The sequence below is a fragment of the Thermanaeromonas toyohensis ToBE genome, assembly GCF_900176005.1.
In the GTDB taxonomy this organism is placed as follows: domain Bacteria; phylum Bacillota; class DSM-521; order Neomoorellales; family Neomoorellaceae; genus Thermanaeromonas; species Thermanaeromonas toyohensis.
Genome location: NZ_LT838272.1, coordinates 1,149,195 through 1,172,151, shown reverse-complemented (window position 1 = coordinate 1,172,151; position 22,957 = coordinate 1,149,195). Strand labels below are relative to the sequence as shown.

At 48.5% G+C, this 22,957-nt stretch carries 23 protein-coding genes; 12 read left to right on the top strand and 11 right to left on the bottom strand.

Annotated elements, in window-relative coordinates:
• Positions 1–27: 27 nt before the first annotated feature.
• On the bottom strand, positions 28–1,101 hold the full coding sequence (locus B9A14_RS05775) for an Ldh family oxidoreductase (RefSeq protein ID WP_157109787.1): 1,074 nt from the start codon (positions 1,099–1,101) through the stop codon (positions 28–30).
• Positions 1,102–1,357: 256 nt separating this feature from the next.
• Between B9A14_RS05775 and B9A14_RS05770 the strand changes: the two genes are divergently transcribed.
• The 12 genes from B9A14_RS05770 (at position 1,358) to B9A14_RS05715 (ending at position 11,518) form a co-directional block, all read left to right on the top strand.
• Positions 1,358–1,525: a Flp family type IVb pilin gene (locus tag B9A14_RS05770; RefSeq protein ID WP_084664669.1), complete on the top strand. Its 168-nt coding sequence runs from the start codon at positions 1,358–1,360 to the stop codon at positions 1,523–1,525.
• Between the two features lie 80 nt (positions 1,526–1,605).
• A complete protein-coding gene (locus tag B9A14_RS05765; RefSeq protein ID WP_084664667.1) occupies positions 1,606–2,067 on the top strand; it encodes an A24 family peptidase in 462 nt (153 codons plus the stop codon).
• Complete coding sequence (locus B9A14_RS05760; protein ID WP_172839051.1) at positions 2,064–2,450, top strand: TadE/TadG family type IV pilus assembly protein; 387 nt, start codon at positions 2,064–2,066, stop codon at positions 2,448–2,450. The genes B9A14_RS05765 and B9A14_RS05760 overlap by 4 nt, the downstream gene beginning before the upstream one ends.
• A gap of 3 nt (positions 2,451–2,453) precedes the next feature.
• On the top strand, positions 2,454–3,374 hold the full coding sequence (locus B9A14_RS05755) for a TadE/TadG family type IV pilus assembly protein (protein WP_084664663.1): 921 nt from the start codon (positions 2,454–2,456) through the stop codon (positions 3,372–3,374).
• Positions 3,375–3,390: 16 nt separating this feature from the next.
• Positions 3,391–4,134, top strand: a complete 744-nt coding sequence (gene cpaB / locus B9A14_RS05750) for a Flp pilus assembly protein CpaB (protein WP_084664661.1) — start codon at positions 3,391–3,393, stop codon at positions 4,132–4,134.
• Complete coding sequence (locus B9A14_RS05745; protein WP_084664659.1) at positions 4,131–5,372, top strand: CpaE/TadZ family protein; 1,242 nt, start codon at positions 4,131–4,133, stop codon at positions 5,370–5,372. The genes cpaB and B9A14_RS05745 overlap by 4 nt, the downstream gene beginning before the upstream one ends.
• Before the next feature lie 6 nt (positions 5,373–5,378).
• A complete protein-coding gene (locus B9A14_RS05740; protein ID WP_084664657.1) occupies positions 5,379–6,704 on the top strand; it encodes a TadA family conjugal transfer-associated ATPase in 1,326 nt (441 codons plus the stop codon).
• 21 nt (positions 6,705–6,725) lie between these two features.
• Positions 6,726–7,694, top strand: coding sequence for a type II secretion system F family protein (locus tag B9A14_RS05735; protein WP_084664655.1), 969 nt, complete (start codon positions 6,726–6,728; stop codon positions 7,692–7,694).
• An 11-nt stretch (positions 7,695–7,705) separates the two neighbouring features.
• Positions 7,706–8,623 carry a type II secretion system F family protein gene (locus tag B9A14_RS05730; RefSeq protein WP_084664653.1) on the top strand — a complete coding sequence of 306 codons (918 nt, stop codon included), beginning with the start codon at positions 7,706–7,708 and terminating at the stop codon, positions 8,621–8,623.
• Between the two features lie 51 nt (positions 8,624–8,674).
• The gene (locus B9A14_RS05725) at positions 8,675–9,040 is read left to right on the top strand and encodes a DUF192 domain-containing protein (RefSeq protein WP_084664651.1); all 366 of its coding nucleotides are present in this window, start codon (positions 8,675–8,677) and stop codon (positions 9,038–9,040) included.
• On the top strand, positions 9,030–10,346 hold the full coding sequence (locus tag B9A14_RS05720; RefSeq protein ID WP_084664649.1) for a hypothetical protein: 1,317 nt from the start codon (positions 9,030–9,032) through the stop codon (positions 10,344–10,346). The genes B9A14_RS05725 and B9A14_RS05720 overlap by 11 nt, the downstream gene beginning before the upstream one ends.
• Positions 10,347–10,369: 23 nt before the next feature.
• Positions 10,370–11,518 (top strand): sensor histidine kinase, encoded by a 1,149-nt coding sequence (locus tag B9A14_RS05715; RefSeq protein WP_084664647.1) that lies wholly within the window; start codon positions 10,370–10,372, stop codon positions 11,516–11,518.
• Here the strand turns inward: B9A14_RS05715 and B9A14_RS05710 are convergent.
• The 10 genes from B9A14_RS05710 to fabK form a co-directional block, all read right to left on the bottom strand.
• Entirely contained in the window at positions 11,487–12,800 is a 1,314-nt protein-coding gene (locus tag B9A14_RS05710; protein WP_084664645.1) for an amidohydrolase, read from the bottom strand. The two genes, B9A14_RS05715 and B9A14_RS05710, sit on opposite strands and share 32 nt — an antisense overlap.
• 26 nt (positions 12,801–12,826) lie before the next feature.
• The gene (gene ftsY, locus B9A14_RS05705) at positions 12,827–13,744 is read right to left on the bottom strand and encodes a signal recognition particle-docking protein FtsY (RefSeq protein WP_084664643.1); all 918 of its coding nucleotides are present in this window, start codon (positions 13,742–13,744) and stop codon (positions 12,827–12,829) included.
• A gap of 71 nt (positions 13,745–13,815) precedes the next feature.
• On the bottom strand, positions 13,816–17,373 hold the full coding sequence (smc, locus tag B9A14_RS05700; protein ID WP_084664641.1) for a chromosome segregation protein SMC: 3,558 nt from the start codon (positions 17,371–17,373) through the stop codon (positions 13,816–13,818).
• Between the two features lie 60 nt (positions 17,374–17,433).
• Positions 17,434–17,694, bottom strand: a complete 261-nt coding sequence (locus tag B9A14_RS05695; RefSeq protein ID WP_084664639.1) for a stage V sporulation protein S — start codon at positions 17,692–17,694, stop codon at positions 17,434–17,436.
• 191 nt (positions 17,695–17,885) lie between these two features.
• Positions 17,886–18,596, bottom strand: coding sequence for a ribonuclease III (rnc, locus tag B9A14_RS05690; RefSeq protein WP_084664637.1), 711 nt, complete (start codon positions 18,594–18,596; stop codon positions 17,886–17,888).
• On the bottom strand, positions 18,596–19,837 hold the full coding sequence (gene fabF, locus B9A14_RS05685; RefSeq protein ID WP_084667052.1) for a beta-ketoacyl-ACP synthase II: 1,242 nt from the start codon (positions 19,835–19,837) through the stop codon (positions 18,596–18,598). The genes rnc and fabF overlap by 1 nt, the downstream gene beginning before the upstream one ends.
• 86 nt (positions 19,838–19,923) lie before the next feature.
• On the bottom strand, positions 19,924–20,157 hold the full coding sequence (gene acpP / locus B9A14_RS05680; RefSeq protein WP_084664635.1) for an acyl carrier protein: 234 nt from the start codon (positions 20,155–20,157) through the stop codon (positions 19,924–19,926).
• Between the two features lie 38 nt (positions 20,158–20,195).
• Entirely contained in the window at positions 20,196–20,939 is a 744-nt protein-coding gene (gene fabG, locus B9A14_RS05675; protein WP_084664633.1) for a 3-oxoacyl-[acyl-carrier-protein] reductase, read from the bottom strand.
• A 1-nt stretch (position 20,940) separates the two neighbouring features.
• Positions 20,941–21,882, bottom strand: coding sequence for an ACP S-malonyltransferase (gene fabD, locus B9A14_RS05670; RefSeq protein ID WP_231967947.1), 942 nt, complete (start codon positions 21,880–21,882; stop codon positions 20,941–20,943).
• Between the two features lie 110 nt (positions 21,883–21,992).
• On the bottom strand, positions 21,993–22,943 hold the full coding sequence (fabK, locus tag B9A14_RS05665; RefSeq protein WP_084664631.1) for an enoyl-[acyl-carrier-protein] reductase FabK: 951 nt from the start codon (positions 22,941–22,943) through the stop codon (positions 21,993–21,995).
• Positions 22,944–22,957: the final 14 nt, after the last annotated feature.

The following is a 22,957-nucleotide window of genomic DNA, read 5'->3' as shown; positions in this document are numbered from 1 at the left end:
AAGTTAAATATTAAAAGGAGGGGGTGGCTAACCCCCTCTGACATTATATTCCTCCCCTAAGCGCCTCAATTCATCTAAAGTCGTGCTTTCCAGGTACAAACCCTCTTTAAGGCATTTTTTCTTCTCCCTCGCTCCCCTTTCTCCGGGGAGCAGTATTTCTTTAAATCCCACAGCAAGGGGGGAACTTTTTATCACCCCAATAAATTCCTCTAAGCGCCGGTAAAATTCCTCCAAGGGCAGGAACCTAGATATATCCAAGGCTATAATTAAATGCCCCATATTAAGTGGCTTACTGAAGTCGGGTGGGATTAAAGAACCAACCTCGGAAGCAAAAGCAGCACCGGTTAAAACGCCCGCCAAAATATCCACCATCACGGCCAGGCCATACCCTTTGTGTTCCGCCATAGGGAGTACTGCACCGCGTAACGCTTCTTGGGGATCTGTAGTGGGTTCACCGCGTTCATTTATTGCCCAATCGCGCGGAATAGGGTTCCCTTCCCTTGCCGCCAGAATAATGTTACCGCGGGCTGTCTTACTTAATGAGATATCTAGTACCAACGGGTCTTCGCCCTTGCGAGGTACGGCAATAGCAAAAGGATTGTTGCCTAAGATAGGTTTATAACCTCCCCAAGGAGCCATTATAGGTGAGGTATTGGTAAAAATTATCCCCATCATATGGTGGTAAGTAGCATAAGCAGCTATAACCCCTAGCGCTCCTAAATGATTACTATGCCTTACACCAACTACGCCCACCCCATACTCCCTAGCTTTAATTAGAGCTAGCTCCAAGGCGCGCCGACCCACAACAGGTCCCAAACCATTATCGCCATCGACCACGGCAACGGCTCCTGCCTCGGTCACTACTTTAACCTTGGCCGCCGGATTGAGTACTCCCCGCTTCACGCGCTCCAGGTACATGCCGAGCCGGGCCACACCGTGGGTGTGGACACCACGGAGATCGGCTTCTATTAAGGCCTCCACAAGTATCTGAGCATCCTCCCGCGGTACCCCCGCCTTTTCCGCAATAGCCCGGCAGTAAAAGCTTAAATTCTGTATCATCACTGGATTATTTAAGAACTCTGTAGCCACTGATATACCCACCTTTAAGCAGCTCCTTTAAGTACCTACCCATTCAAAGCCCATCTGCTGGAAGTGCTACCTACAGCATACAGCAGTACAGTATATGATTGTCAAGATGGGGCTCAATTATAAATTAGGACCATACGCCTGGTAAAAAGGGGACCTAGTCATATATCAAAATGAGGCTAAAGCCGGATAGAAACTAGCCAAAAGAAGGCTAAAATTTAAAGTAGACCAGCTTACAAATCCTAAATTCTCTAGAAAGGGGCAAAGCATAATGGGCTGGCTTAGAAAATTCTGGAAAGACGAAAGTGGTCAAGGGATGGCGGAATATGGTCTTATATTAGCCCTGGTAGCCATCGTAGTTATCGGTGCCCTCACTTTACTAGGTGGCGGTTTAAACAATATTTTTCAACGAATAGCCCAGACCATATCTGGTCAATAGTTTATCAACCCTTACCCCCCACGGCCCTACTTGAGATTTAGCTCTTAGGTAGGGTCGTTTTTTAAAAGGCTGGTGTTTGTATGGTAAAAGATGCGGTATTTTTGTTGTTACTTTTTACGTGTACCTTTACTGATTTAAAAAAGCGTTTAATATACAACCATGTCTTGCTTCCAGCGCTACTATTGGGGTTCCTCCTTGCTGGGATGGAAGGAGGTCTACAAGGGCTTAAGCAAAGCGGGGCAGGGTTAGCTTTAGGATTTCTCCTCCTAGCATTACCCTATTACTCGGGCGGTATGGGGGCCGGAGATGTGAAAATGCTGGCTACCATCGGCGCTCTACAAGGACCCCAATTTACTTTTCATACTTTCTTGTCCAGTGCTTTAATAGGCGGAGTATGGGCCCTAATCCACTTGGTCCGCCAGAAAAAACTAACCCTCCTTACAGGAAAGGTCGCCTCTACCGATACGTTACCTTATGGGGCTATTCTGGCCTTGGGTGCCCTGTTTACTTATATAGGAGGTGGGTGGGTTACGCTGAAATGAGGCTTCGAGATTGTCAGGGTCAAGCCCTAGTAGAGATGGCTTTAATTTTACCCTTACTCGTGCTCCTCATTATGGGCACCTGGGATCTAGGTCATATCCTAGGGGATTATCTCCTTCTCCTCAGTGCCAGCCGTGAGGGAGCCCGGGTAGGCGCAGTGGGCGCTAGCGACGAAGCTATCCGAGCTCGAATAAAAGAAGCAGCTCCCACCTTGGAGATCACGGACGATAAAATCCTTATCACGCCAGAAGAAGCCCTACGCCGACCAGGAGTTGCTTTACAGGTAAGGATCGAGTATGAAGCAAGGTTATTTACACCGCTCCTTTCCCAGTTAATACCTAACCCCTTCCCCTTAAAAGTAGAGACCGTTATGAGGGTGGAATAACTTATGGATCTATTCTGGCGGGACGAAAAGGGAGGAGCTTTGGTTCTGGTGGCTATAAACATGGTGGTTTTGCTGGGCTTCGTAGCCTTGGTAATTGATCTCGGCCTTCTGGCTGCAGCCCGGCATAAACTCCTGAACGCTGTAGATGCAGCTGCCCTGGCCGGGGTCAGGGAGTTACCTTTTAATCCCGACCGTGCCCGCATAGTGGCTGCCGAATACGCTTCCTTAAACGGCGCAGAATCCATAGAAACGGAAGTATCCCCGGATAATACTTCCCTAACCGTCAAGGCCCGTAAGGAATTATCCTACTTTCTAGCTCCAGTATTAGGCTTTCACCGCGGAGAGGCAAAAGCTCAAGCTATTGCTCGTATCGGGGGTATAAAAGCTGTAAAGAAGGCGGCTCCCCTGGCTGTTCCCTGGCAGGATTACCAGTTAGGGGTTAAATATACCTTGAAGCAGGCTGCAGGGCAAGAATCGCCTCTGGGTCCTGGTAACTACTCAGCCTTGTCTTTAGGAGGAACAGGCGCAAGTCAATACGAGGACAACTTAAAGTACGGGTATCCTGGATGGCTAAAAGTCGGTGACGAGGTCCCTACAGAAACCGGTAATATGTCCCATCCCACAAGAAGGGCCATAGAGTATCGTCTTGCCCTTTGTCAACATTCTCCTCCTTGTACGCCCCAGCATTTCGAACCTGATTGCCCTCGGATATTGATAGTCCCGCTCTACAACCCCTCTACCCTTGAGGGACACCAGATAAGCTCCATAACTATTATCGGTTTTGCCGCCTTCTTGGTAGAACAGGTGCGGGGGGAAGGGAACGAAAATTATATTGAAGGCTATTTCATTCGGACCATAGTAGCTGGAGAAGCTGACCCTCAACAGCCCGATTATGGTTTGGAAGGTATCAAGCTTGTTAAGTAAGGGGGAAGATTAGCTTTTGCGCCAGAAATTATTATGGGTACTCTTCTTTTCCTTATCCCTCATCACAGCTATATCGGTATATTTTTACCTGCAGAAACTGGAAGAAAGGTACCGGCAAAAGGGTGATTTTCAACCTGTAGTGGTCGCTAAAGAGAGAATACCGGCCCGGACTCCCATAACAGCTTCTATGTTAGAAATAAAATATCTACCTCCTGGATACTTAAGCGGCCACTTTTTAACAGAAACTCGCGAGGCCTTAGGGAAAATAACCCGAACCGAGATACTACAAGGAGAGATACTCCGCCAGGAAAAGCTAGTTACCGGGAAAGAAGCCACTAATGAGCTGGCCTTCTTGGTAACCCCTGGCAAACGGGCCGTGACTATAGCCGTAAATGACGTATCGGGCCTAGCCGGTTTGCTGCGGCCAGGAGATCGCGTCGATATTCTAGCCACCTTGGAGGTAAGCCCCGGGCCTGGCCAAGATAAGGTCAGTACAACCTCTTTAGTCGTTCAAAACGTAGAAGTCCTCTCCGTAGATCAATCCCTGGAAAATACCCCATCTAGCCTGGAAGGTAAAAAACAAGGAGGCCAGCGCAACATCACCCTCCTTGTAACTCCTAAACAAGCCCAATCCCTGGTCTTAAGTTCAGAAAAAGGGAGCCTTAGATTGCTCTTGCGGTCGCCAAGCGATAGGGAGCCTATTTATCTTCCTCCTTTAAAAATCTACGAACTTCTTTCTAAACCGGAGGTAATGCAATGAACCCCATCACTGTCCTTATTGTAGATGATATAGCCACTACCCGGGAAGATATTAAGCGCTTACTTTACTTTGAAGAAGATATAAAGGTAATAGGGGAAGCTGGGGACGCTGAAGAGGCCCTCCTCTTAGCCGAAACCCTTCGCCCAGATGTAGTACTTATGGACATCAACCTTCCGGGGATGGACGGGATAGCTGCTTCAGAAGCTATAACCAGTAAATTGCCAGAAACGGCAGTAGTTATTATTTCTATCCAAGGAGAAACTGAATACCTGCGTAAAGCCATGGCCGCTGGAGCTAGAGATTACTTGGTAAAACCCTTTAGTAGCAGCGAGCTGGCAGAAACTATACGGAGGGTAGGGCAAGCCCATAAGCGGCAAGTAGCTTTGATTAAAGCTCCAGCCCTCTCTTCCCCAGCCGAACCTCAAGTTGTAGAGCGCCGGGTAATTACAGTATTTTCTACTAAAGGTGGAGTAGGTAAAACAACAATAGCCTGTAATCTAGGGGTTAGCTTGGCCCAACGCGCCCGGGGCCAAGTTGTCTTGGTGGATTTAAATCTCCAGGGCGGGGATGTAGCCCTGCTACTTAATATATCGCCCAGGGGTAGTATAGCTGAACTCGTACAGGAACAGGATTGGGCAGAAAGTAGCCTAGTAAACGGATACCTTTATCCCCATCTCTCCGGTCTTAAAGTTTTACCCGCCCCTCTCCGGCCGGAAGAAGGAGAAGTTGTAGGGGTAAACCAGGTAGAAACCCTTCTCAACTTGCTTAAAAATAATTATACCTACATAATTTTAGATACAGCTCCCGCCTTCAATGACTTAAACTTAGCTCTGTTCGATTGGTCCCAGGACATCCTTCTCATTTTAACCCCCGATCTGGCCGGTCTTAAGCACGCCCGGACCGATCTAGAAGTATTACAAAAGCTCAATCAGGCCGGAAAGGTAAAAGCTGTGGTAAACAAATTTGGGCGGTGGAACAGTCTAAAACCGCAGGAGATAGAAGAAACTTTGGGTGTTAAACCCCTGGCTATTCTACCCCAGGATGAAAAAACTGTGCTGGCTTCCCTTAATCGCGGGCATCCCTTTGTCCTGGCTCAACCAGGTAGTCCTTTAGCCTTAAAAGTGAAGAAACTAGCTCAAGTATTAGTTACCCCAGAACAGTCTCCAGTAAAAAAGCCCCAAAGAAAAACCCTTTTCTTCCGTAAGTTTTCTTTAGGCTCTATCTTAAGGGGGGAATAATTCGTCATGTCCCTTCTCGCCCGGCTCCAACAAAAGGGAGAAACGAGGACCCCAGATAACAAGAAGGACCCTTATGGAGAATTAAAACAGCTAGTTCATCAAAGGATAATCGAAGAATTGAAAGAACAACCCCTGGGCGATGGGATAAAAGAAGAAGAGTTGGCTAACACAATTGAACATAGGGTACTTAAGATCCTTGAGGAAATGGGAACCCCTTTACCTCGGCCAGATTGCCAGCGCTTGGCTAGGGAAATCACAGATGATACAATAGCCTGGGGACCTATCACTCCCTTACTTAAGGATCCGGAGATTTCCGAAATAATGGTAAACGGACCGGACCAAGTTTATGTAGAACGCCGAGGAAAGCTTGAACGTACAGAAGTTAAATTCCGCGATGCCTCCCATGTAATGCACATCATTGAAAAAATTGTAGCTCCCCTGGGACGGCGCATAGATGAAAGCGTACCCATGGTAGACGCCCGTCTTCCGGATGGCTCCCGGGTTAATGCCGTTATCCCGCCTATATCCCTGAATGGCCCTGTGCTTACCATACGGAAATTTTTTAAAGACCCCTTAAAGATACAAGATTTAATCCAACTAGGCACCCTAACACCCCAGATGGCCTTCTTTTTAGAAGCCTGCGTGAAGGGGCGGTTAAACATTATTGTATCCGGAGGCACAGGGAGCGGGAAGACCACCACCTTGAACGTCCTATCTTCCTTTATCCCGGAAGATGAAAGGATTATTACCATAGAAGACGCTGCCGAGTTACAATTACGCCAAGAACATGTTATCACCTTGGAGAGCCGACCTCCCAATATCGAAGGGCGAGGTGCCATCACCATCCGGGACCTGGTAAGAAATGCCTTGCGTATGCGCCCGGATCGCATTGTGGTAGGAGAGGTGCGGAGCGGTGAAGCCTTAGACATGCTGCAGGCCATGAATACAGGCCATGATGGTTCTCTAACTACTGGTCACGCCAATTCACCGCGCGATATGCTCTCCCGCTTGGAAACTATGGTTCTTATGGCTGGTATGGATCTACCGGTACGAGCTATAAGGGAACAAATAGCCTCCGCCATCGACTTAATTATCCACCAAAGCCGTTTTAAAGATGGTTCCCGGAAGATAACCCATATAACCGAAGTAGTAGGTATGGAGGGAGAGGTTATCACCCTTCAGGATATATTCTTGTTCCAGCAAGAAGGTTACGATTCAGCCGGCCGGGTGCGCGGCCGCTTTGTAGCTACCGGGATCAGACCCCGGTTCTTACATAAGTTAGAGGCCCGCGATATAAAGTTGCCTCCTGAAATCTTTGCCCCTGGCTACTAAAAAAGAAAGGAAGGCACTTTTATGGAGAGTCCAACCTTAATAGCAGTTCTTGTTTTCCTGGAAATACTAGTGGTGGGCGGACTCGGGATCTCCTTAAGGGAAGGGAAAGTGCAAAGGGTAACACGTCTTAAAAAACTTCTTGGAGAGCGGGAATTTATGCAAGTTAACCTTTCCCCTGAAAAGCAGTTCTCTAGACTCCGCCAACTCCTTAAACTCCTGGGAAGCCTGCTAATGGGTACCAAGAAGTGGGCTAAAAAAGCAGAGGAAGAACTGGCCCGGGCCGATCTGCCCTTAAGGCCGGAAGAGTTCGCTGGAATAATGGTTTTATCTTCCCTCGGATTAGGACTTATAGCGTACCTAGGGTCAAGTGAACCCCTAGCCACCTTACTAATAGCTGGTGTAGGGATGTATCTCCCCTGGGGAGCTTTGCGCTTCCGGCAAAGCAGGCGCCTTAATAAATTCAACTACCAGCTTCCGGAAGCCCTCCTTACCATGGCTAATGCCCTACGTTCGGGCTTTAGCTTCTTACAAGCCATGGACATGATCCGTCGCGAGATGCCTGAACCCATTTCCAGGGAGTTCGGTCTTACTTTGCTGGAGATCAACTGGGGTACAGATACAGAAAAAGCTCTGATCAGTCTAGGCCAACGCGTAAAAAGTGAAGATTTAGACCTGGTGATTACTGCTCTCCTGATCCAGCGCCAGGTAGGAGGTAACTTGGCAGAGGTACTGGAAAATATAGCCCATACTATTAGAGAGCGGGTCAAGATAAAATCCGAGATCAAGACCCTTACTGCCCAGGGCCGTATCTCTGGCTTTATAATCAGCTTGCTACCTCTAGCTTTAGCCGCCATGATACAGATGCTTAATCCTGGTTACTTAAATCCCCTTTTTAGCACTAGGGCTGGTTTAATTATGTTAATGGGTGCTGCAACAGCTCAAATTATTGGCGTTCTCCTTATTCGTAGAATAGTACGTATAGAGTTTTAGGAGGAGTACCCATGGGAAGAGCAGTTATTGCAGTCGAGTTCCTAGCCACAATTCTAACCTTAGCCTTAGCCCTTTCTTCCCGGTTCTCTACACGGGCTGTTCATAAGCTCGAAAAAATATTTGGGAATACCCCCGGTCGGACACCTAGGGAAGAAGAACTTAAGCTACCTTTCTATTCCCGTATAGTAAAACCTCTCTTACATAGCTTAAGCCATAAAATTATTAAGATCCTCCCAGCTAAAAAGGAAGCCGAACTATACCGGAAAATAATCTACGCCCACTTGCAAGGCAAGTTAAGCCCGCGCGAACTCTTGGTCCTTAAGTACTTGACTAGCGGGTTATGTGCTGCCGGAGCAGCGGGGATATCCATAAGATTATTGGAAAAACCTGGCCTTTGGGCTTCCCTTATCGTAGGAGGATGGCTTGCAGGATGGTATTTTCTGGACATATATCTAGAGATCCGTAGCAAGGCTCGCCAGCGGGCTATAGAGAAAGCCTTACCCGGGGTACTGGATCTCCTTACGGTAAGTGTGGAAGCTGGCTTAAGCTTAGACAGCGCTTTACTTAAAGTAGTAGAAAAAAGCAAGGGCCCTTTAACTCAAGAATTAGCCTTTACTTTGCAAGAAATAAGAATGGGTAAAGGTAGGGCCCAGGCCTTGAGGAGCCTGGCCGACCGTACTGGAGTAGAAGAGTTAGCTTCCTTTACTTCAGCTATAATCTTGGCTGATCAACTGGGTCTAAGTATCGGTAACGTCCTTCGGTTCCATGCCCAGCAGATGCGCCTAAAACGGCAGAAACAGGCTGAAGAAGCAGCTATGAAAGCCCCTGTAAAAATGCTCTTCCCCTTAGTCTTTTTTATATTTCCAGCCCTATTTGTGGTCCTTCTAGGTCCAGCCCTAATTAGAGTGGTTGAATATTTTTTAGACTAAAACCGGAATAGCTACGGGTATATACCTCGGCAGGAATAAGGGGGTAAAAAAATGGTTTTGTGGAATCTCACTAAACAAGTAGTACTAGCCCACCAGGTTCGCTTGGCCTGCACCTTCAAGGAGAGGTTTAAAGGATGGATGGGGAAACAAAAACTAGAAGATGGGGAGGCTTTACTATTATACCCCTGTAAAGGTATCCACACATGGTTTTTACGTTTCCCCCTAGATATACTTTTCTTATCGAAGGAAGGCAAAGTTCTACTTGCCTTAAAGAACTTCCCCCCTTTTCGTTTTAGCCCTTGGGTACTTTCCTCCCAAGCTGTAGTAGAATTGCCGGCTGGGCGCATTCTGGCGACTAACACCAGTGTAGGCGATAAACTTGTACTTTATGGGAGGGAAAAAAGCCATGACCTTTAAAATCCATGTGGGTGTCCGTAAGAAAGAGTTAATCTGGTCCCTTTTGTTCGTAAGCCTCATCTTATGTATTACTGTGGCCTACTTCCAGTATGAAAAGGTAATGTTTTTAAAGTTAACTTCAGAAATAAATACAGGAAACTTGGGCACGATAGGGTGGCAAAAATATTGGAAAAATATGGCTTTTATCCGCATTACATATACCGCCAGCCTGGTAGCAGCTACTCTATTATGCTCGCTTAATTTGGCTAGGATAATTTGGCGGAAACGCCTTAGCCAACTGGAGGCTGTTACAGAGCTAGCTTCAACTGGTGATCTCCGCCATCGTCTGGAGATACCTAGAGATGAATGGGAAACCCTGGCCCAACGTTTTAACAACCTATCCTTTCACTTAGCCAATTTAGTAGATACTGTAAAAACAAGTACAGCTGATTGGCAAAAGGCGATAGAAAAACTCGCTGAAACCCTGGAAGGTAGTGCTCAAGCAAGAAATAATTTCTACCAACATTTAACCTATATACGAGAAAGCGCCCAGGAACAATTAAATGTGCTTATCCAATCTACAACCTTAGCTAATAAAATCAGTGAAGGGCTGAAACGCCTGGATGAAAGGCAAAAAATAAGTAGCCAATGGAGCAGCGAATGCCGGGGTATGATTAGTGAAACTGTTAGCATTTTAGACTCAGTGACCCGTCAGCTTAGGGAATTCCGTTCCGCTTTCAATAAAGGGCAGGAGTACCATGAGCTAATCTTAAGTCAGGGTGAACCGTGGTCTCACCATATGATAAGTTTAAAATCCCTAACAGGACGGTTAGCCTCCTTCATAATTGAAGTAGCGCTAGAAGCAGCTAAATCAGGAAGGGACGATTTGATCGCTTCTGCCGAAGAATTACACCGCTCCCTTCAAAACATAAACCTACTCTTAGAGGAAACCCAAACCAGGATTTCTAAACTATTGGATATAGTACAAGTGGATCTTAAGGCCGCCCAAAGAATCTTGGCTGAATTAAATCTTTTAGAAGAGCAATGTTCTTCTCTCCAAGATACATGGCAAGAACTGGAAGGAAAAATGCGAGCTAAAGAAGCCTTAGAGCAGGAGGAGATTCAAGAGAGGTATGGAGAATTAAAGGAATCAGCCCAAATTTTAGTCCAAAGCTTGGAAGAACCCTTAAGCGTCTTACGCAACTTGTTGCTGCACTGGCCAAAAGAAGAAGGGGAGCCTGATTGGGCAGAAATCCATATTCACCTTAAAAGGCTCTTACGCTTAGGGGAACGGCTCCACGCTCTGGCAGCTCAATACAAGATTTAAACTGCTGGAACGGAGTGAACCTGGTGCAAGACCTTAGGGCCCTGGACCATATCCTTAAGGAAACCATTGAAACCATTGAACGCAACCGCTCCGAGATCTATGAAATCGCTGAAAACACCCGCCTTGAGGTAAAAGAGGTCAGTGCAGAATTGGCCGAGGTTAAAGCTGAGCTTCAAGCCCTTATAGAAGAAGTAGATAGGCTGGAACAGGCTGAAAAAAGGGCCAGGCTCCGCCTAGCCGAGGTCAGCCAAGATTTCCACCGGTACACTGAGCAAGATATCAAAAAAGCTTATGAGGAAGCTTATAACCTGCAGGTGGAGCTTATTCGCTTGCGGGAAAAGGAAAAATTACTAAGCTTTCGCCGGAACCACCTGGAGATTAGCTTGCGGCGTTTGCAGCTCACAATGGAAAAAGCCGAGAAACTCGTGCACCAGGTAGGAGTTGTGCTTAAATTTTTAACCGGGGAACTCCAAGATCTAACCTCCAGGATAGGTGAACTGGAACAAACATACCACTTAGCGCTTAGTATTATACGCGCCCAGGAAGAGGAGCGTAGGCGCGTAGCGCGGGAAATCCATGATGGTCCCGCCCAGTCCTTAGCCAATATAGTCATGCGGGCGGAATACTGTGTAAAACTTTTAGATAAGGACCCGGGCAAGGTTCGGGATGAGCTCCAGGCCTTGCAAAACATCGTACTTACCAGTCTCCAAGATATACGCAAAATCATCTTCGACCTACGACCCATGGTCCTCGATGACCTGGGACTTGTACCTGCCTTGAAACGCTATTTCTCTACTTATGCCGAGCAGTATGGACTGGAAGTGGATTTCCTTTGTTTTGGTCAACAACGCCGCCTGGACAGTGCCGTGGAGATCGCCCTCTTCCGCATTATTCAAGAAGCCGTTAACAATATCAAGAAGCATGCTAAAGTGAAGAGCGCAGTGGTTAAGATGGAAATGTTGCCCGATAAAGTTACTGTGGTAATCCGCGATGAGGGGCAGGGCTTTGACTTGGAAGCCGTCCAGAATAGAAAAGAAGGAGGAGGTTATGGCCTCCTCGGGATGCGTGAACGGGTACAACTTTTAAACGGTCAGCTAAGGATAATCACTGCTCCGGGTAAGGGTACAACTGTGAGCGTGACTATACCTTTAAAAAGCGAGGAGATCCGGTAAGATCTGCCATTCTTCGGTTCACCTCAGTATATATACGTTCCAGGTCTAAGGTCTTAAGCTCTCCGCGATTCATTAATACGCGGCCGTTGACAATTACTGTATCCACATCTTCTGCCCGGGCAGAATAGACTAAGTGGGCCACAACATCGTTAAGGGGTCGCCAGTGGGGGCCACTAGTCCTAACTAGGATCACATCCGCCTTCTTGCCCGGTTCTAGGCTTCCTATCTCCTTCTCTAGCCCTAAGGCCCGGGCGCCGCCTAAGGTGGCCAGGGTCAAAGCTTCGCTGGCTTTAAGGGCTGTGGGATCCCCGGTAACTCCTTTAGCCAGAAGAGCTGCTGTCCGCGTTTCTTCCCACATATCAAGGTTGTTGTTGCTGGCTGCTCCATCGGTCCCAATGGCCACCCGGACACCAGCTTTAAGCATAGCAGGTACTGGAGCAATACCGCTGGCTAGTTTCAAATTGCTTTCCGGGCAATGGGCTACTCCCACCTTATTTTCAGCTAAAATATGTATTTCCTCTTCAGTTAAATGTACGCAGTGGGCAGCCAAGGTGGGCACCTTAAAGAGGCCTAATTTGGCCACATGGGCTACAGGCGGAAGACCGTATTTATTCTTAATCTCTTCGACCTCCTGCCGAGTCTCAGCTAGATGGATGTGCAATCCCACCCCTAGCTTGGCGGCACGGTCGGCCACTTTAACTAAATACTCAGGGGAACAAGTATAAGGTGCATGGGGCCCCAGCATAGTGGTGATCCGGCCTTCCCCTGCCCCCTGCCATTCCCGGACCAGGCTCTCCCCAGCCCGTAACCTTAAACCCGCTATATCCTGCACGCCTATAAGGCCCTGGCACAAGCAGGCCCTTAAGCCCGCTTCCACCACCCCTTGGGCCACTACCTCCATATGAAAATACATATCGGCGAAGGTGGTGGTACCAGAACGTATCATCTCGGCCAGGGCAAGCATGGTACCCCAATAGATATCTTCCTTTTTGAGCTTCCCTTCTAAGGGCCAGATTTTATCTTCCAACCACTGGCGCAAGGGCAAATCGTCAGCATACCCCCGGAAGAGGGTCATAGCCGCATGGGTATGGCTGTTCACCAAACCTGGTAAGGCTACCATGCCTTGAGCTTCTATCAGTTCGGCCCCTTCCCATCCAGGGGGGAGAGTTTCTTGGGGGCCCACATACGTAAGATAGTCTCCCTCTATAGCGATGGCTCCTCTTTCGATGACCGGCCCATTAACAGGAACAATGATACATCCTTTAATGAGTAATTTGGCCATACTTCTTCTCCCCTTCGTTTTTTAAATCAAGGCTTATCAAAAAGGGCCAGGACAAACTCCTGCGGTCGGAAATCTTCCAAATCCTCCGGGTCCTCACCCAGGCCCACTATTTTTACCGGGATATTCAGTTCATGGGCGATGGCTAAAACGACCCCGCCTTTGGCCGTGCCATCCAATTTAGTTAAAGCGATACCCGTTACCCCTGCGGCCTCTTTAAACAGCCGGGCTTGGGCAAGGGCGTTCTGCCCTATGGTAGCATCTAGGACTAACAATACTTCATGGGGTGCTCCGGGTAGTTCCCTTTCAATAACCCGGCGTATTTTCTTAAGTTCTTCCATTAGATTATATTTAGTATGCAGGCGCCCGGCTGTGTCTACTAGAACTACATCCGCCTGACGGCTAAGGGCGGCCTTCACTGCATCGAAGGCTACAGCCCCAGGATCGGCTCCCGGCTGGTGCCGTATTAAGGTTGCCCCAGCCATTTTAGCCCAAATAGCTAGCTGCTCGGCTGCTGCAGCCCGGAAGGTGTCGGCTGCCGCCAAAATAACCCTTTTCCCCTGCCGGCTAAAACGATAAGCTAGCTTACCAGCAGTTGTTGTTTTTCCGCTCCCGTTAACACCTACTACTAGGATAACTGTAGGCGGGCTAGGGGATAAGTTTAGCTGCCGTACTTCTTCCCCCAGGAGCTTTATAACTTCTTCCCGGAGGGCAGAAAAAAGGAATGAAGTATCTACATTCCTCTCCTTTTTCGCCCTTTGGCGAAGGTTATCTACCAACTGCAAAGTGGTAGTTACACCCACATCGGCCCCAAGTAAAATTTCTTCCAGTTCCTCAAAAAAGCCTTCTTCTATTTTTTGTGTCCCTGTAAAGAGCTTTTCTATCCTACTAGCTAAATTTTCCCGGGTCTTGGAAAGTCCCGCCTTAAGTCTCTGTAAAAACTGCAACTGCTCCCCTACCTCCCCTTAATTTATACTCGGCTAAGAGATTGATGCTTTAGCCAGGGGGAATCCTTTTCTTAAGCTGGTATTTGTTCCAGGCGCACGGAAACAAGCCGGGATACCCCTTCTTCCTCCATAGTGACCCCGTACAGGACGTCGGCAGCTTCCATAGTGCCGTGGCGGTGGGAAATCACTATGAACTGGGTCTTAGAAGAAAAGGAACGCAAAAGCTGGGCGAAGCGTTGTACATTTGCCTCATCCAAAGCGGTATCAATCTCATCAAAAATGCAGAAGGATTGGGGCCTCACTTTTAACAGAGCAAAAACAAAAGCCACTGCTGTCAACGCTTTCTCGCCACCGGAGAGGAGGGCCAGGTGTTGGGGTTTCTTCCCTGGAGGCCGTGCAATGACATCTATACCTGCTGAGAGGATATCTCCATCCCCGCTAAGGACTAATTTAGCTTCTCCGCCGCCGAACAATTCCTGGAAAAGGTAATTAAAAGCTTCTTGCACTTCCCTTAGGGTGTTCTGTAGCTTAGCTGCCATAAAGGTGTCAATTTCCCGGAGGGCAGCTTGAAGGGAAGCCCTCCCATTTTCCAGATCAGCCACTTCTTTGGCAAGCTGTTGATAACGGGACTTAAGTCTTTCAAATTCACCTAAGGCCCCCACGTCTACCTGCCCTAGTTCTTCTAATTTAGCGCTGAGACGTTTCTTCGCTTCAGGTACTTTCTTAAGCAAATGGGGACGCGGTTTGGCTAGTAACTCCGGCCAATCAGGGCCGTAAAGCAAATTAAGCTGCTGGTAGCCATTATTTAAAGCCGCTTCTAACCGGGCCAAATTTACTTCTTCTTTTTGTAGCCGATTAGAAAGGTCTTCCATTTCCCGCTCTAACCCATTCCTTTGAGCAACCAACCTGGAATACTCTTTTTGTTGTTCCCAGGCGGCCTTCGTAACGTGTTGGAGAGTTTCTTCCAACTGGCCATAGGAGGTAATAAGCTCCTTAAGCTTCTCTATCAGGTTTTGGTATTCTTGCTTAAGCCTTACCACCACCTTCTCTTTTTCTTCCTTCTCCCTTAAAATTTCCCGCCGCCTGGAGGATAAGTTTCCCTGCCGCCTTTCCAACGAGGTCAATTGGGCTTCTAGTTCCCGGGAAATAAGTTCCAGGGTTTCTAACCGGGTCAGGACACTAGCCAAGCGTTGCTGGCTAGATTTAAGATTTTCTTCAGCCTCCTCTACTTCTCGAGTGGCTATCCTTAACTTCTCTTCTAGGCTAACCTTATGGGCCTTTATAGCTTCCATCTGATTTTTGAGTAGTTCTTTCTGTTCTAGGAGCTTAAGAGAAACCTCGTTTATCCCTTCAAGTTTACTTTTCCTTAAACTTATTTTATCCTCCAGCGCTCTAAGTTCTTCTGCTGCTTCGCTTATAGCTTGCAACAGGACTGGAATCCGGCCTTTCGCAGTAGAGATCTCACCTTCTAATTTTAACAATTCTTCCCGGGCTTCATCCAAAACAGAAACTAGCTTGTTCCTTTCCTCCTTTATCCTCTGGAGCTCGGCCTCGATGGCGACCACTTCTTCTTCCCTACTCCTAATTTCCGCCATCTGAGTGAAAAAACCTTGGCGCTTATATAGGAAGCCGCCAGTTATGGTACCCTGGGGATGTATCAAGTCTCCGTCCAAGGTAACCAGGCGTGCTGGTGGCCGTAGGCGGGGAGCTAGCCTCAAGGCCAGGTTCACATCGCGTACTACGATAGTATAACCCAATAGATACTCCATGGCCGGTTGCAGGGTCTTTTCATATTGTACAAGTTCAGAGGCTACCCCTAGTACTCCTTCTTCTCCTACAACGTCTAAAGGCCTTGCTGGGAGTGTACGCGAGAATAGCCAATCTAGGGGAAGAAAAGTAGCCCATCCTCCCTTAGTTTCCTTGAGGAATCTAATAGCCGCCTCCGCATCTTTAGCGGTCTCTACCAGGATGTTCTGGGCAGCAGACCCCAAAGCAGCTTCCAGAGCCTTTTCCAAGCCAGGGGGAACTTCAATCTTTTCTGCTACTACTCCTAGGATCCCCCCTATATTCCCCTTTTCAGCGGCGGTAAGGATAGCTTTTACACCCTCGAAAAATCCTTGGCGCTCCTTCCGGGCTCGATATAATACCCGCAAATGGGTAAGCAAAGCTTGGCGACGCTCTTCCAAGGAGGATAAATGGGTTTCAAGTTCTTTTAAGTTTTTTTGCTGGGTAGCCATCTCATCTTTAAGAGTATACCTTCTACTTTTTAAACCTTCTAGCGTGGTTTCCCACTTTTTAAGCTCTATGCGCCAATTTTCCTTGTCCTGCTGCAACCTTTGAGCTTTAGCTATGAGATCCTTGAGTTCACCCTTCTCCTGGGCTAAGCGATGTTTTTCTAGCCCTTCCCGCTCTAAAAGGCGCGCCCATTCACTTTGAAGGTGTAAAAAAGAATCACCCGCTTGACGGAACTCCTCCTGCCAGCGGGCCAAACCCCTTAACGCTTGCTCTTTTCGGGCCTGTAACTCCCTAATTTTTCCCTCTAACTCTAAGCTTTCAGCCTGTAAATCTTCCCTTTCTTTTTTTAACTGAGCAAGGCGTTGGAGACAACCTTTTTGCTCACTCGCTAGGCTTGCCAATTCCTTTTCTAAAAGGGAGAGTTCCTGCTCATATTCGGCCAGGCGTTTATTTATAAGTTCCTGTCTTTCCTTTAGAATCCTTTCCTCCCCTCTGGTCTTCTCGAGTTCTGCCGCTTGTGTCCGGAGCTCCCTTTCCAGGCGCTGTTTTTCTAACTCGGCAGTTTCGACCTCCTGGGCCCGGTGGGTTAAAAGTTCAGCTAGTCTCTCCCTTTCCTCCTGGACTTTTATAAACTCTCCTTGAAGCTTTTCTTTTCGCTCCTTGCAATCCTCTATTTTCTGGGTCAGCGCTTTAAGTTCTTTCTCCTTTTCTATCAATTCAGCTAGCCGGAGGGCCTTCACTAATTTTTGGTAGCGACGGACCCTCTGGGCTTCTTTTTCTAAGGGTTCTAGCTGAGTTTCCAATTCGCGTAAAATATCCTTTAATCTTACTAGGTCTTGCTCCGTCTCCGCCAGGCGTTTTAAAACTTGCTCCTTCCGCCACCGGGAACGGGTGATACCTGCGACCTCCTCCAAAAGAAGGCGCCTTTCTTCCGGATGGGCAGTTAAAATTTCTTCTAGCCGACCTTGACCTATAAAAGAAAACTTTTCCCTTCCTGCTCCGGTATCCATAAGTAACTCCTGAATGTCGCGTAGCCGGCAGGGGATCTTATTTAATTTGTATTCGCTCTCCCCCGAGCGCATTAGACGTCGGGTGATAGCTATTTCAGGATAAGGGAGGGGCAAGGTGCCGTCGGTATTATCTAATACAAGGGTGACCTCTGCTAACCCTACAGGCCGGCGCTTTTCACTGCCTGCAAAAATTACATCTTCCATGCGTGAACCCCGGAGGGCCCGGGCGCTTTGTTCACCAAGAACCCAAGCTATGGCGTCTACAATATTACTTTTTCCGCTTCCATTAGGGCCTACGATACAGGTGATACCAGGCCCAAATTCTAATTTAATCCTGTCCACAAAGGTTTTAAAACCTTGGATTTCCAAGGATTTCAACAACAAAGGAGTTCAGACCCCCATAAAAGAAACTGCCCAAGTTTTTGAGCAGTTCCCGTCGTTGTTTTATCTCGGCTCTACAATAAACCTTATAGCTGTTCGTGTTTCGCCATCAATGTTTATCTCGGTAAAGGCAGGGATCATTACTAAGTCTATACCATTGGGAGCGATAAACCCGCGGGCAATGGCAATAGCCTTAACTGCCTGGTTTACCGCCCCTGCCCCTACAGCTTGAACCTCGGCCTTACCGTATTGGCGAAAGACAGCTGCCAGGGCCCCAGCTACAGCCTTGGGATTAGATTGTGCAGACACCTTTAGTACTTCCATGGTCCTCCTCCCCTTAGTTTGTAGCGGCCTGTGTAGGCTCTTTTTCCGATTTTATCTAAAAATCTTATATATTATTTCGACGCCAACATAGTAAATCCTGCCTTTCCCAGGGGTTACTAGCATTTTATACAGCATATTTTAATTGAAAAGCTAAGCTATTCTCCCAAAGTTATTCTCCAAAAGTTTATTATCTAGGGAAGAAGACCATGAGTACATAGTTGTTCCAGGGCCTTGCGGGCGGCTTCCTGTTCTGCTTCCTTCTTACTTTTACCTTCCCCTGTGGCTAAAAGCTTCCCCCGGTAAAAAACGCCGCACCTAAATCTTTTATCGTGGTCCGGCCCCCATTGGGCTAAAAGCTGATAGGTCACATTTTCTGGTCCCCTGCTCTGAACCCACTCTTGAAGCCTACTCTTACTATCTATAACCTCCCGACGAGCCTCTTCCTTCAAAAAATGGGCGAAAAGGCGCCGCACCAGCCCTTTAACTACCGAAAGGCCTAAGGTGAGGTAGAGGCTACCAAAAAATGCTTCCAAGGCCTCGGCTAAATTAGAGGGACGCTGGCGACCACCGCTTTGTTCTTCGCCCCGACCTAAAAGGAGCAATTCGCCTAAACCTAAGGTTTGGGCAGCCTGGGCTAGACTAGCCTCGCAGACTATGGCTGCCCGGAGGCGGGTAAGCTCTCCTTCACTTAAAGTGGGTAGCTCTTTATATAAATATTCCGCTACCGCTAAACCCAGCACTGCATCGCCTAAAAACTCTAGCCGCTGGTTATGGTCCGGTAAATTATGTTCTATAGCATAGGTGGGATGGGTTAGGGCAAGATCTATAAGCTCGAGCTCCGTGACTTGCAGGCCCCATTTTCGAAGAAAGGCTTGTAACTTTTGCCTTCTTCCCTCTTCCACTAAACTTCCACCCGCTTAAGTAAAACGGTAGCGTTATGGCCTCCAAAGCCAAAGGAATTGGATAAGGCCACTTTCACTTCTTGCCGCCGCGCTTTATTGGGTACATAATCGAGATCGCATTCGGGATCCGGTTCTTCATAATTTATAGTAGGTGGAATAATCCCCTCGTAAATGGTAAGGGTAGTGGCAATAAGTTCCACAGCTCCGGCCGCCCCTAAAAGGTGCCCAATCATAGACTTATTGGAGCTTATGGCCAGCTTATAAGCATGGGCACCAAAAACCTTTTTAATGGCCAAAGTTTCAATCCGGTCATTAAGATCTGTAGAAGTACCGTGGGCATTTATATAATCTACTTCTCCTGGCTGTACACCGGCATCAGCTAAGGCTAAAGCCATAGCCTGGGCAGCCCCTTGACCCTCAGGATCCGGGGCAGTTATATGATAGGCATCAGCTGTACAGCCGTACCCGGCCACTTCGGCATAGATCCTCGCCCCCCGGGCTAAAGCATGATCTAAAGTCTCCAATATAAGTACACCAGCTCCCTCACCCAGGACAAAGCCATCTCGTAAACGATCAAAAGGTCGGCTAGCCTTCTCCGGCGCTTCATTCCGGGTAGAAAGGGCCTTCATAGCGCTAAAGCCAGCCAGGGCTAAGGGGGTCACACTAGCCTCGCTTCCACCAGTAATAACTACTTCGGCTTCTCCCCGCTGGAGCACCCGGAAGGCCTCCCCTACCGCATTAGTACCAGCAGCACAGGCGTTCACCACAGTAAAATTAGGGCCTCGCGCTCCCGTATGAATAGCTATTTGCCCTGCCGCCATATTAGCGATCATCATGGGCACAAAAAACGGGCTGATCTTGCCTGGCCCCTTTTCGAGCAAGATACGAGTCTGTTCCTCAAAAGTTTCCATTCCCCCAATACCAGTGGCGAACACTACTCCCACCCGTTCAGGCCCCACTTTATTAACTTCCAACCCAGCATCTTGTAAGGCCATCTTGGTGGCCACCACAGCATACTGGCTGAAGCGGTCCATACGCTTAATATCTTTCCTTTCTAAAACTTGAGTAGGATCAAAGTCCTTTACTTCGGCAGCAAAACGGGTGGGCAATCCGCTAGCATCGAAGCGAGTAATAGGCCCTATCCCTGATTTCCCCTCGACCAGGGACCGCCAGAAGGTTTCCTTATCGTTGCCTATGGGAGAAATTACGCCCATCCCAGTGATAACTACCCGTTTACGCACCTGCTCTCCCCCGCATTCTTGAGGAGTTAGTCCTAAAGGCCTGCTTTGGTTTACTCCCAAAGCAGGCCACTTTCTAAAAGCTTCTCCTACTTGATATGTTCCCGGATGTACTCCACTGCCGCACCTACTGTAGTAAGTTTTTCTGCATCCTCGTCAGGGATCTCAATGTCAAATTCCTCTTCTAAAGCCATTATAAGTTCTACAATATCCAAGGAATCCGCATTGAGATCCTCGAAGGAAGTATTCGGGGTTATTTCTTCTTCATCGACCCCCAATTGTTCCGCCACTATGCTCCTAACCTTATTAAAGATACTATCCACCCTAGTTCACCTCCTTCCAAGAATAAAACAATATCCCGTTACATACTAAGGCCCCCATCTACGACAATAACCTGTCCTGTGATGTAACGGGAGGCCGGAGAAGCCAAAAACACCACTACATCCGCCACTTCTTCTGGCTGTCCCGGCCGGCCCAAAGGAATACGTTCTAGGAAAGACTTGCGCACCTCCTCTCCTAAGTTTTCTGTCATATCGGTGGTTATAAAGCCAGGGGCTACAGCATTGACCAGTATACCCCGGGAAGCCACTTCTTTAGCCAACGATTTGGTAAAGCCGATGACCCCTGCCTTGGCTGCCGCATAATTGGCCTGCCCCGTATTTCCAGTCAAGCCCACCACTGAGGTGATATTTATAATCCGCCCTGTACGCTGGCGGAACATGGGCTTTAGAGCTGCCTGGCAGCAGAAAAAAACCCCTGTGAGATTGGTCCGTAAAACAGCTTCCCAGTCCTCATGGCGCATCCGTAGGAGGAGATTATCCCGGGTAATGCCCGCATTGTTTACCAAGATGTCCACCCTTCCAAAAGCGGATAAAGCGCCTTCAATAAGGGCCTGGGCCTCCTCCTTTTGGGACACATCCCCCTTTAGGGCCAGGGCCTGGCCTCCTCCCTGATGAATAAGGTTTACCACTTCCAGGGCCGCCTCTTCTTGGGTTAGGTAATTTACCACCACCTTGGCTCCCGCGCGGGCTAAAGCTAAGGCAGTAGCCCTCCCTATTCCCCGTGAAGCTCCAGTAACCACCGCTACCTGTCCGGCCAGGATCACGCTAGCCCTCCTTCCCCAGCATCTTTAATGTGTTAACCAAAGTTTCCGGATCTTCCACGCGGGCAAGTTTCACCTCAGGTGCTATACGCCGTACCAGGCCGCTCAGTACGTTCCCTGGACCTACCTCTATAAAGATCTCGAAGCCATCGCTAATCAATCTTTTAATACTCTCCTCCCAACGGACTGGGCTAGCTACTTGGGTTATTAGATTTTGCCTAATCTCTTCGACCTCCTGGACATAGTCAGCAGTAACGTTGGAGACTACCGGAATCCTGGGGCGGGAGAAAGTGACCCTTTCTAATTCCACCTTCAACCCCTCGGCAGCCGGCTTCATCAGGCTAGAATGGAAGGGACCACTGACATTAAGCTGTACCACCCTTTTGGCTCCTTCCTTTCGAGCTAACTCCATAAGTTCTTCTAAGCCCTCCTGGTCCCCAGCCACCACTACCTGCCCAGGTGCGTTATAATTAGCCGGTTCTGCTACCCCCCTCTTTACCCGTCGACATATCTCTTCCACCTGGGCCGCGGAAACCCCCAAAACAGCTACCATGCCTCCTTTGCCTGGTGCACAAGCCTGGGCCATGAGCTCCCCCCGCCGAGCAACGAGCTTTAACGCCTGAGGAAAACTTAGACTTCCTGCTGCCACCAGCGCTGCATATTCTCCTAAGCTATGGCCAGCCGCCGCCTGAGGCTCTACACCATGTTCTGTAAGAACGCGCAAACACGCTACCTCTACCGCCAAAACAGCCGGCTGGGTGATCTGGGTTTGGGCCAGTTCCTCCGGTGGGCCCTCAAAACAAAGCTTAGTTAAGGGCCAACCTAGAGTTTCCTCCGCTTCCTTAAAGGTCTGGGCAGCTATAGGGAAGGCCTGGGCTAGTTCCTTTCCCATACCTACATACTGGGAGCCTTGGCCTGGAAATACAAAGACAATACCAGCCTGCAAAGTTTCTCCTCCTTTTTATTTCTTCCTCTTTATCTTTTTCCTCTTCTTTGTCTTTTCCCTTTAAAATCTCTTAAAATCTTTTCTCCCTTAAATTTTTTCTTTTACTCCCTTTAATTTCCACCTTTTACCATGTCGCCCAGCCGGAAAAGTATAGCTGTAGCCTCTTCCATTACTTCCTTAATAATTTCGGCTGCGGGTTTAATCTCTTTGACCAAAGCAGCTATTTGACCAGCCATGACAGAGCCATACTCTATATCTCCCTCTACGGCTGCTGCCCGTAGTTTCCCCGCACCTAGTTTATCCATTTCTTCCCAACTAGCGCCCCGAGCAGCTAGCTCTTCAAACTGGCGAGATAATTTATTGCGCAGGACGCGAACATAATGCCCATGACCACCGGTTACTACCGTATCCCGATCTCCAGCCCGCAAGATAGCCTCCTTGTAATTGGGATGTACTGTACATTCGCTAGCGCAGATAAAACGGGTCCCCATTTGCACCCCTTGAGCTCCTAAAGCTAAAGCTGCAGCCAAGCCGCGACCATCAGCGATACCTCCTGCTGCGATCACCGGTATTTTAACAGCGTCTACAATTTGGGGTACTAGCGCCATGGTGGTTATCTCTCCAATATGTCCCCCACATTCCATCCCTTCGGCTATAAGAGCATCAACACCCAAGCGTTCCAACCGCTTAGCCAGGGCCACAGAGGCTACTACAGGGATAACCTTGATCCCGGCTTCCCGGAACCGCGGAAGATGCTTACCAGGATTCCCTGCTCCCGTAGTAACCACCGGCACCCGCTCTTCCACTACCAGGTCCACCAGCTCTTCTATGTAAGGAGACATATAATAGAGGTTTACCCCGAAGGGACGATCTGTACGCTCCCGGACCTTACGGATCTCTTGCCTAACCATCTCCGGTGGGGCGTTACCTGCCCCAATTATCCCTAACCCTCCAGCAGAGGAGACCGCTGCTGCCAGCTCCCCTGTGGCCACCCAGGCCATACCACCCTGGAGGATAGGATAGGTAATGCCCAAAAGATCGCATAAGGGCGTACGCCACACGATAAATAGCCTCC

Excerpts from the sequence above, each read along its gene's own strand:
- B9A14_RS05770 (WP_084664669.1), top strand. The coding sequence starts at position 1,358 with ATGGGCTGGCTTAGAAAATTCTGGAAAGACGAAAGTGGTCAAGGGATG.
- B9A14_RS05765 (WP_084664667.1), top strand. The coding sequence starts at position 1,606 with ATGGTAAAAGATGCGGTATTTTTGTTGTTACTTTTTACGTGTACCTTT.
- B9A14_RS05760 (WP_172839051.1), top strand. The coding sequence starts at position 2,064 with ATGAGGCTTCGAGATTGTCAGGGTCAAGCCCTAGTAGAGATGGCTTTA.
- B9A14_RS05755 (WP_084664663.1), top strand. The coding sequence starts at position 2,454 with ATGGATCTATTCTGGCGGGACGAAAAGGGAGGAGCTTTGGTTCTGGTG.
- B9A14_RS05745 (WP_084664659.1), top strand. The coding sequence starts at position 4,131 with ATGAACCCCATCACTGTCCTTATTGTAGATGATATAGCCACTACCCGG.
- B9A14_RS05740 (WP_084664657.1), top strand. The coding sequence starts at position 5,379 with ATGTCCCTTCTCGCCCGGCTCCAACAAAAGGGAGAAACGAGGACCCCA.
- B9A14_RS05735 (WP_084664655.1), top strand. The coding sequence starts at position 6,726 with ATGGAGAGTCCAACCTTAATAGCAGTTCTTGTTTTCCTGGAAATACTA.
- B9A14_RS05730 (WP_084664653.1), top strand. The coding sequence starts at position 7,706 with ATGGGAAGAGCAGTTATTGCAGTCGAGTTCCTAGCCACAATTCTAACC.
- B9A14_RS05725 (WP_084664651.1), top strand. The coding sequence starts at position 8,675 with ATGGTTTTGTGGAATCTCACTAAACAAGTAGTACTAGCCCACCAGGTT.
- B9A14_RS05720 (WP_084664649.1), top strand. The coding sequence starts at position 9,030 with ATGACCTTTAAAATCCATGTGGGTGTCCGTAAGAAAGAGTTAATCTGG.
- B9A14_RS05710 (WP_084664645.1), bottom strand. The coding sequence starts at position 12,800 with ATGGCCAAATTACTCATTAAAGGATGTATCATTGTTCCTGTTAATGGG.
- B9A14_RS05695 (WP_084664639.1), bottom strand. The coding sequence starts at position 17,694 with ATGGAAGTACTAAAGGTGTCTGCACAATCTAATCCCAAGGCTGTAGCT.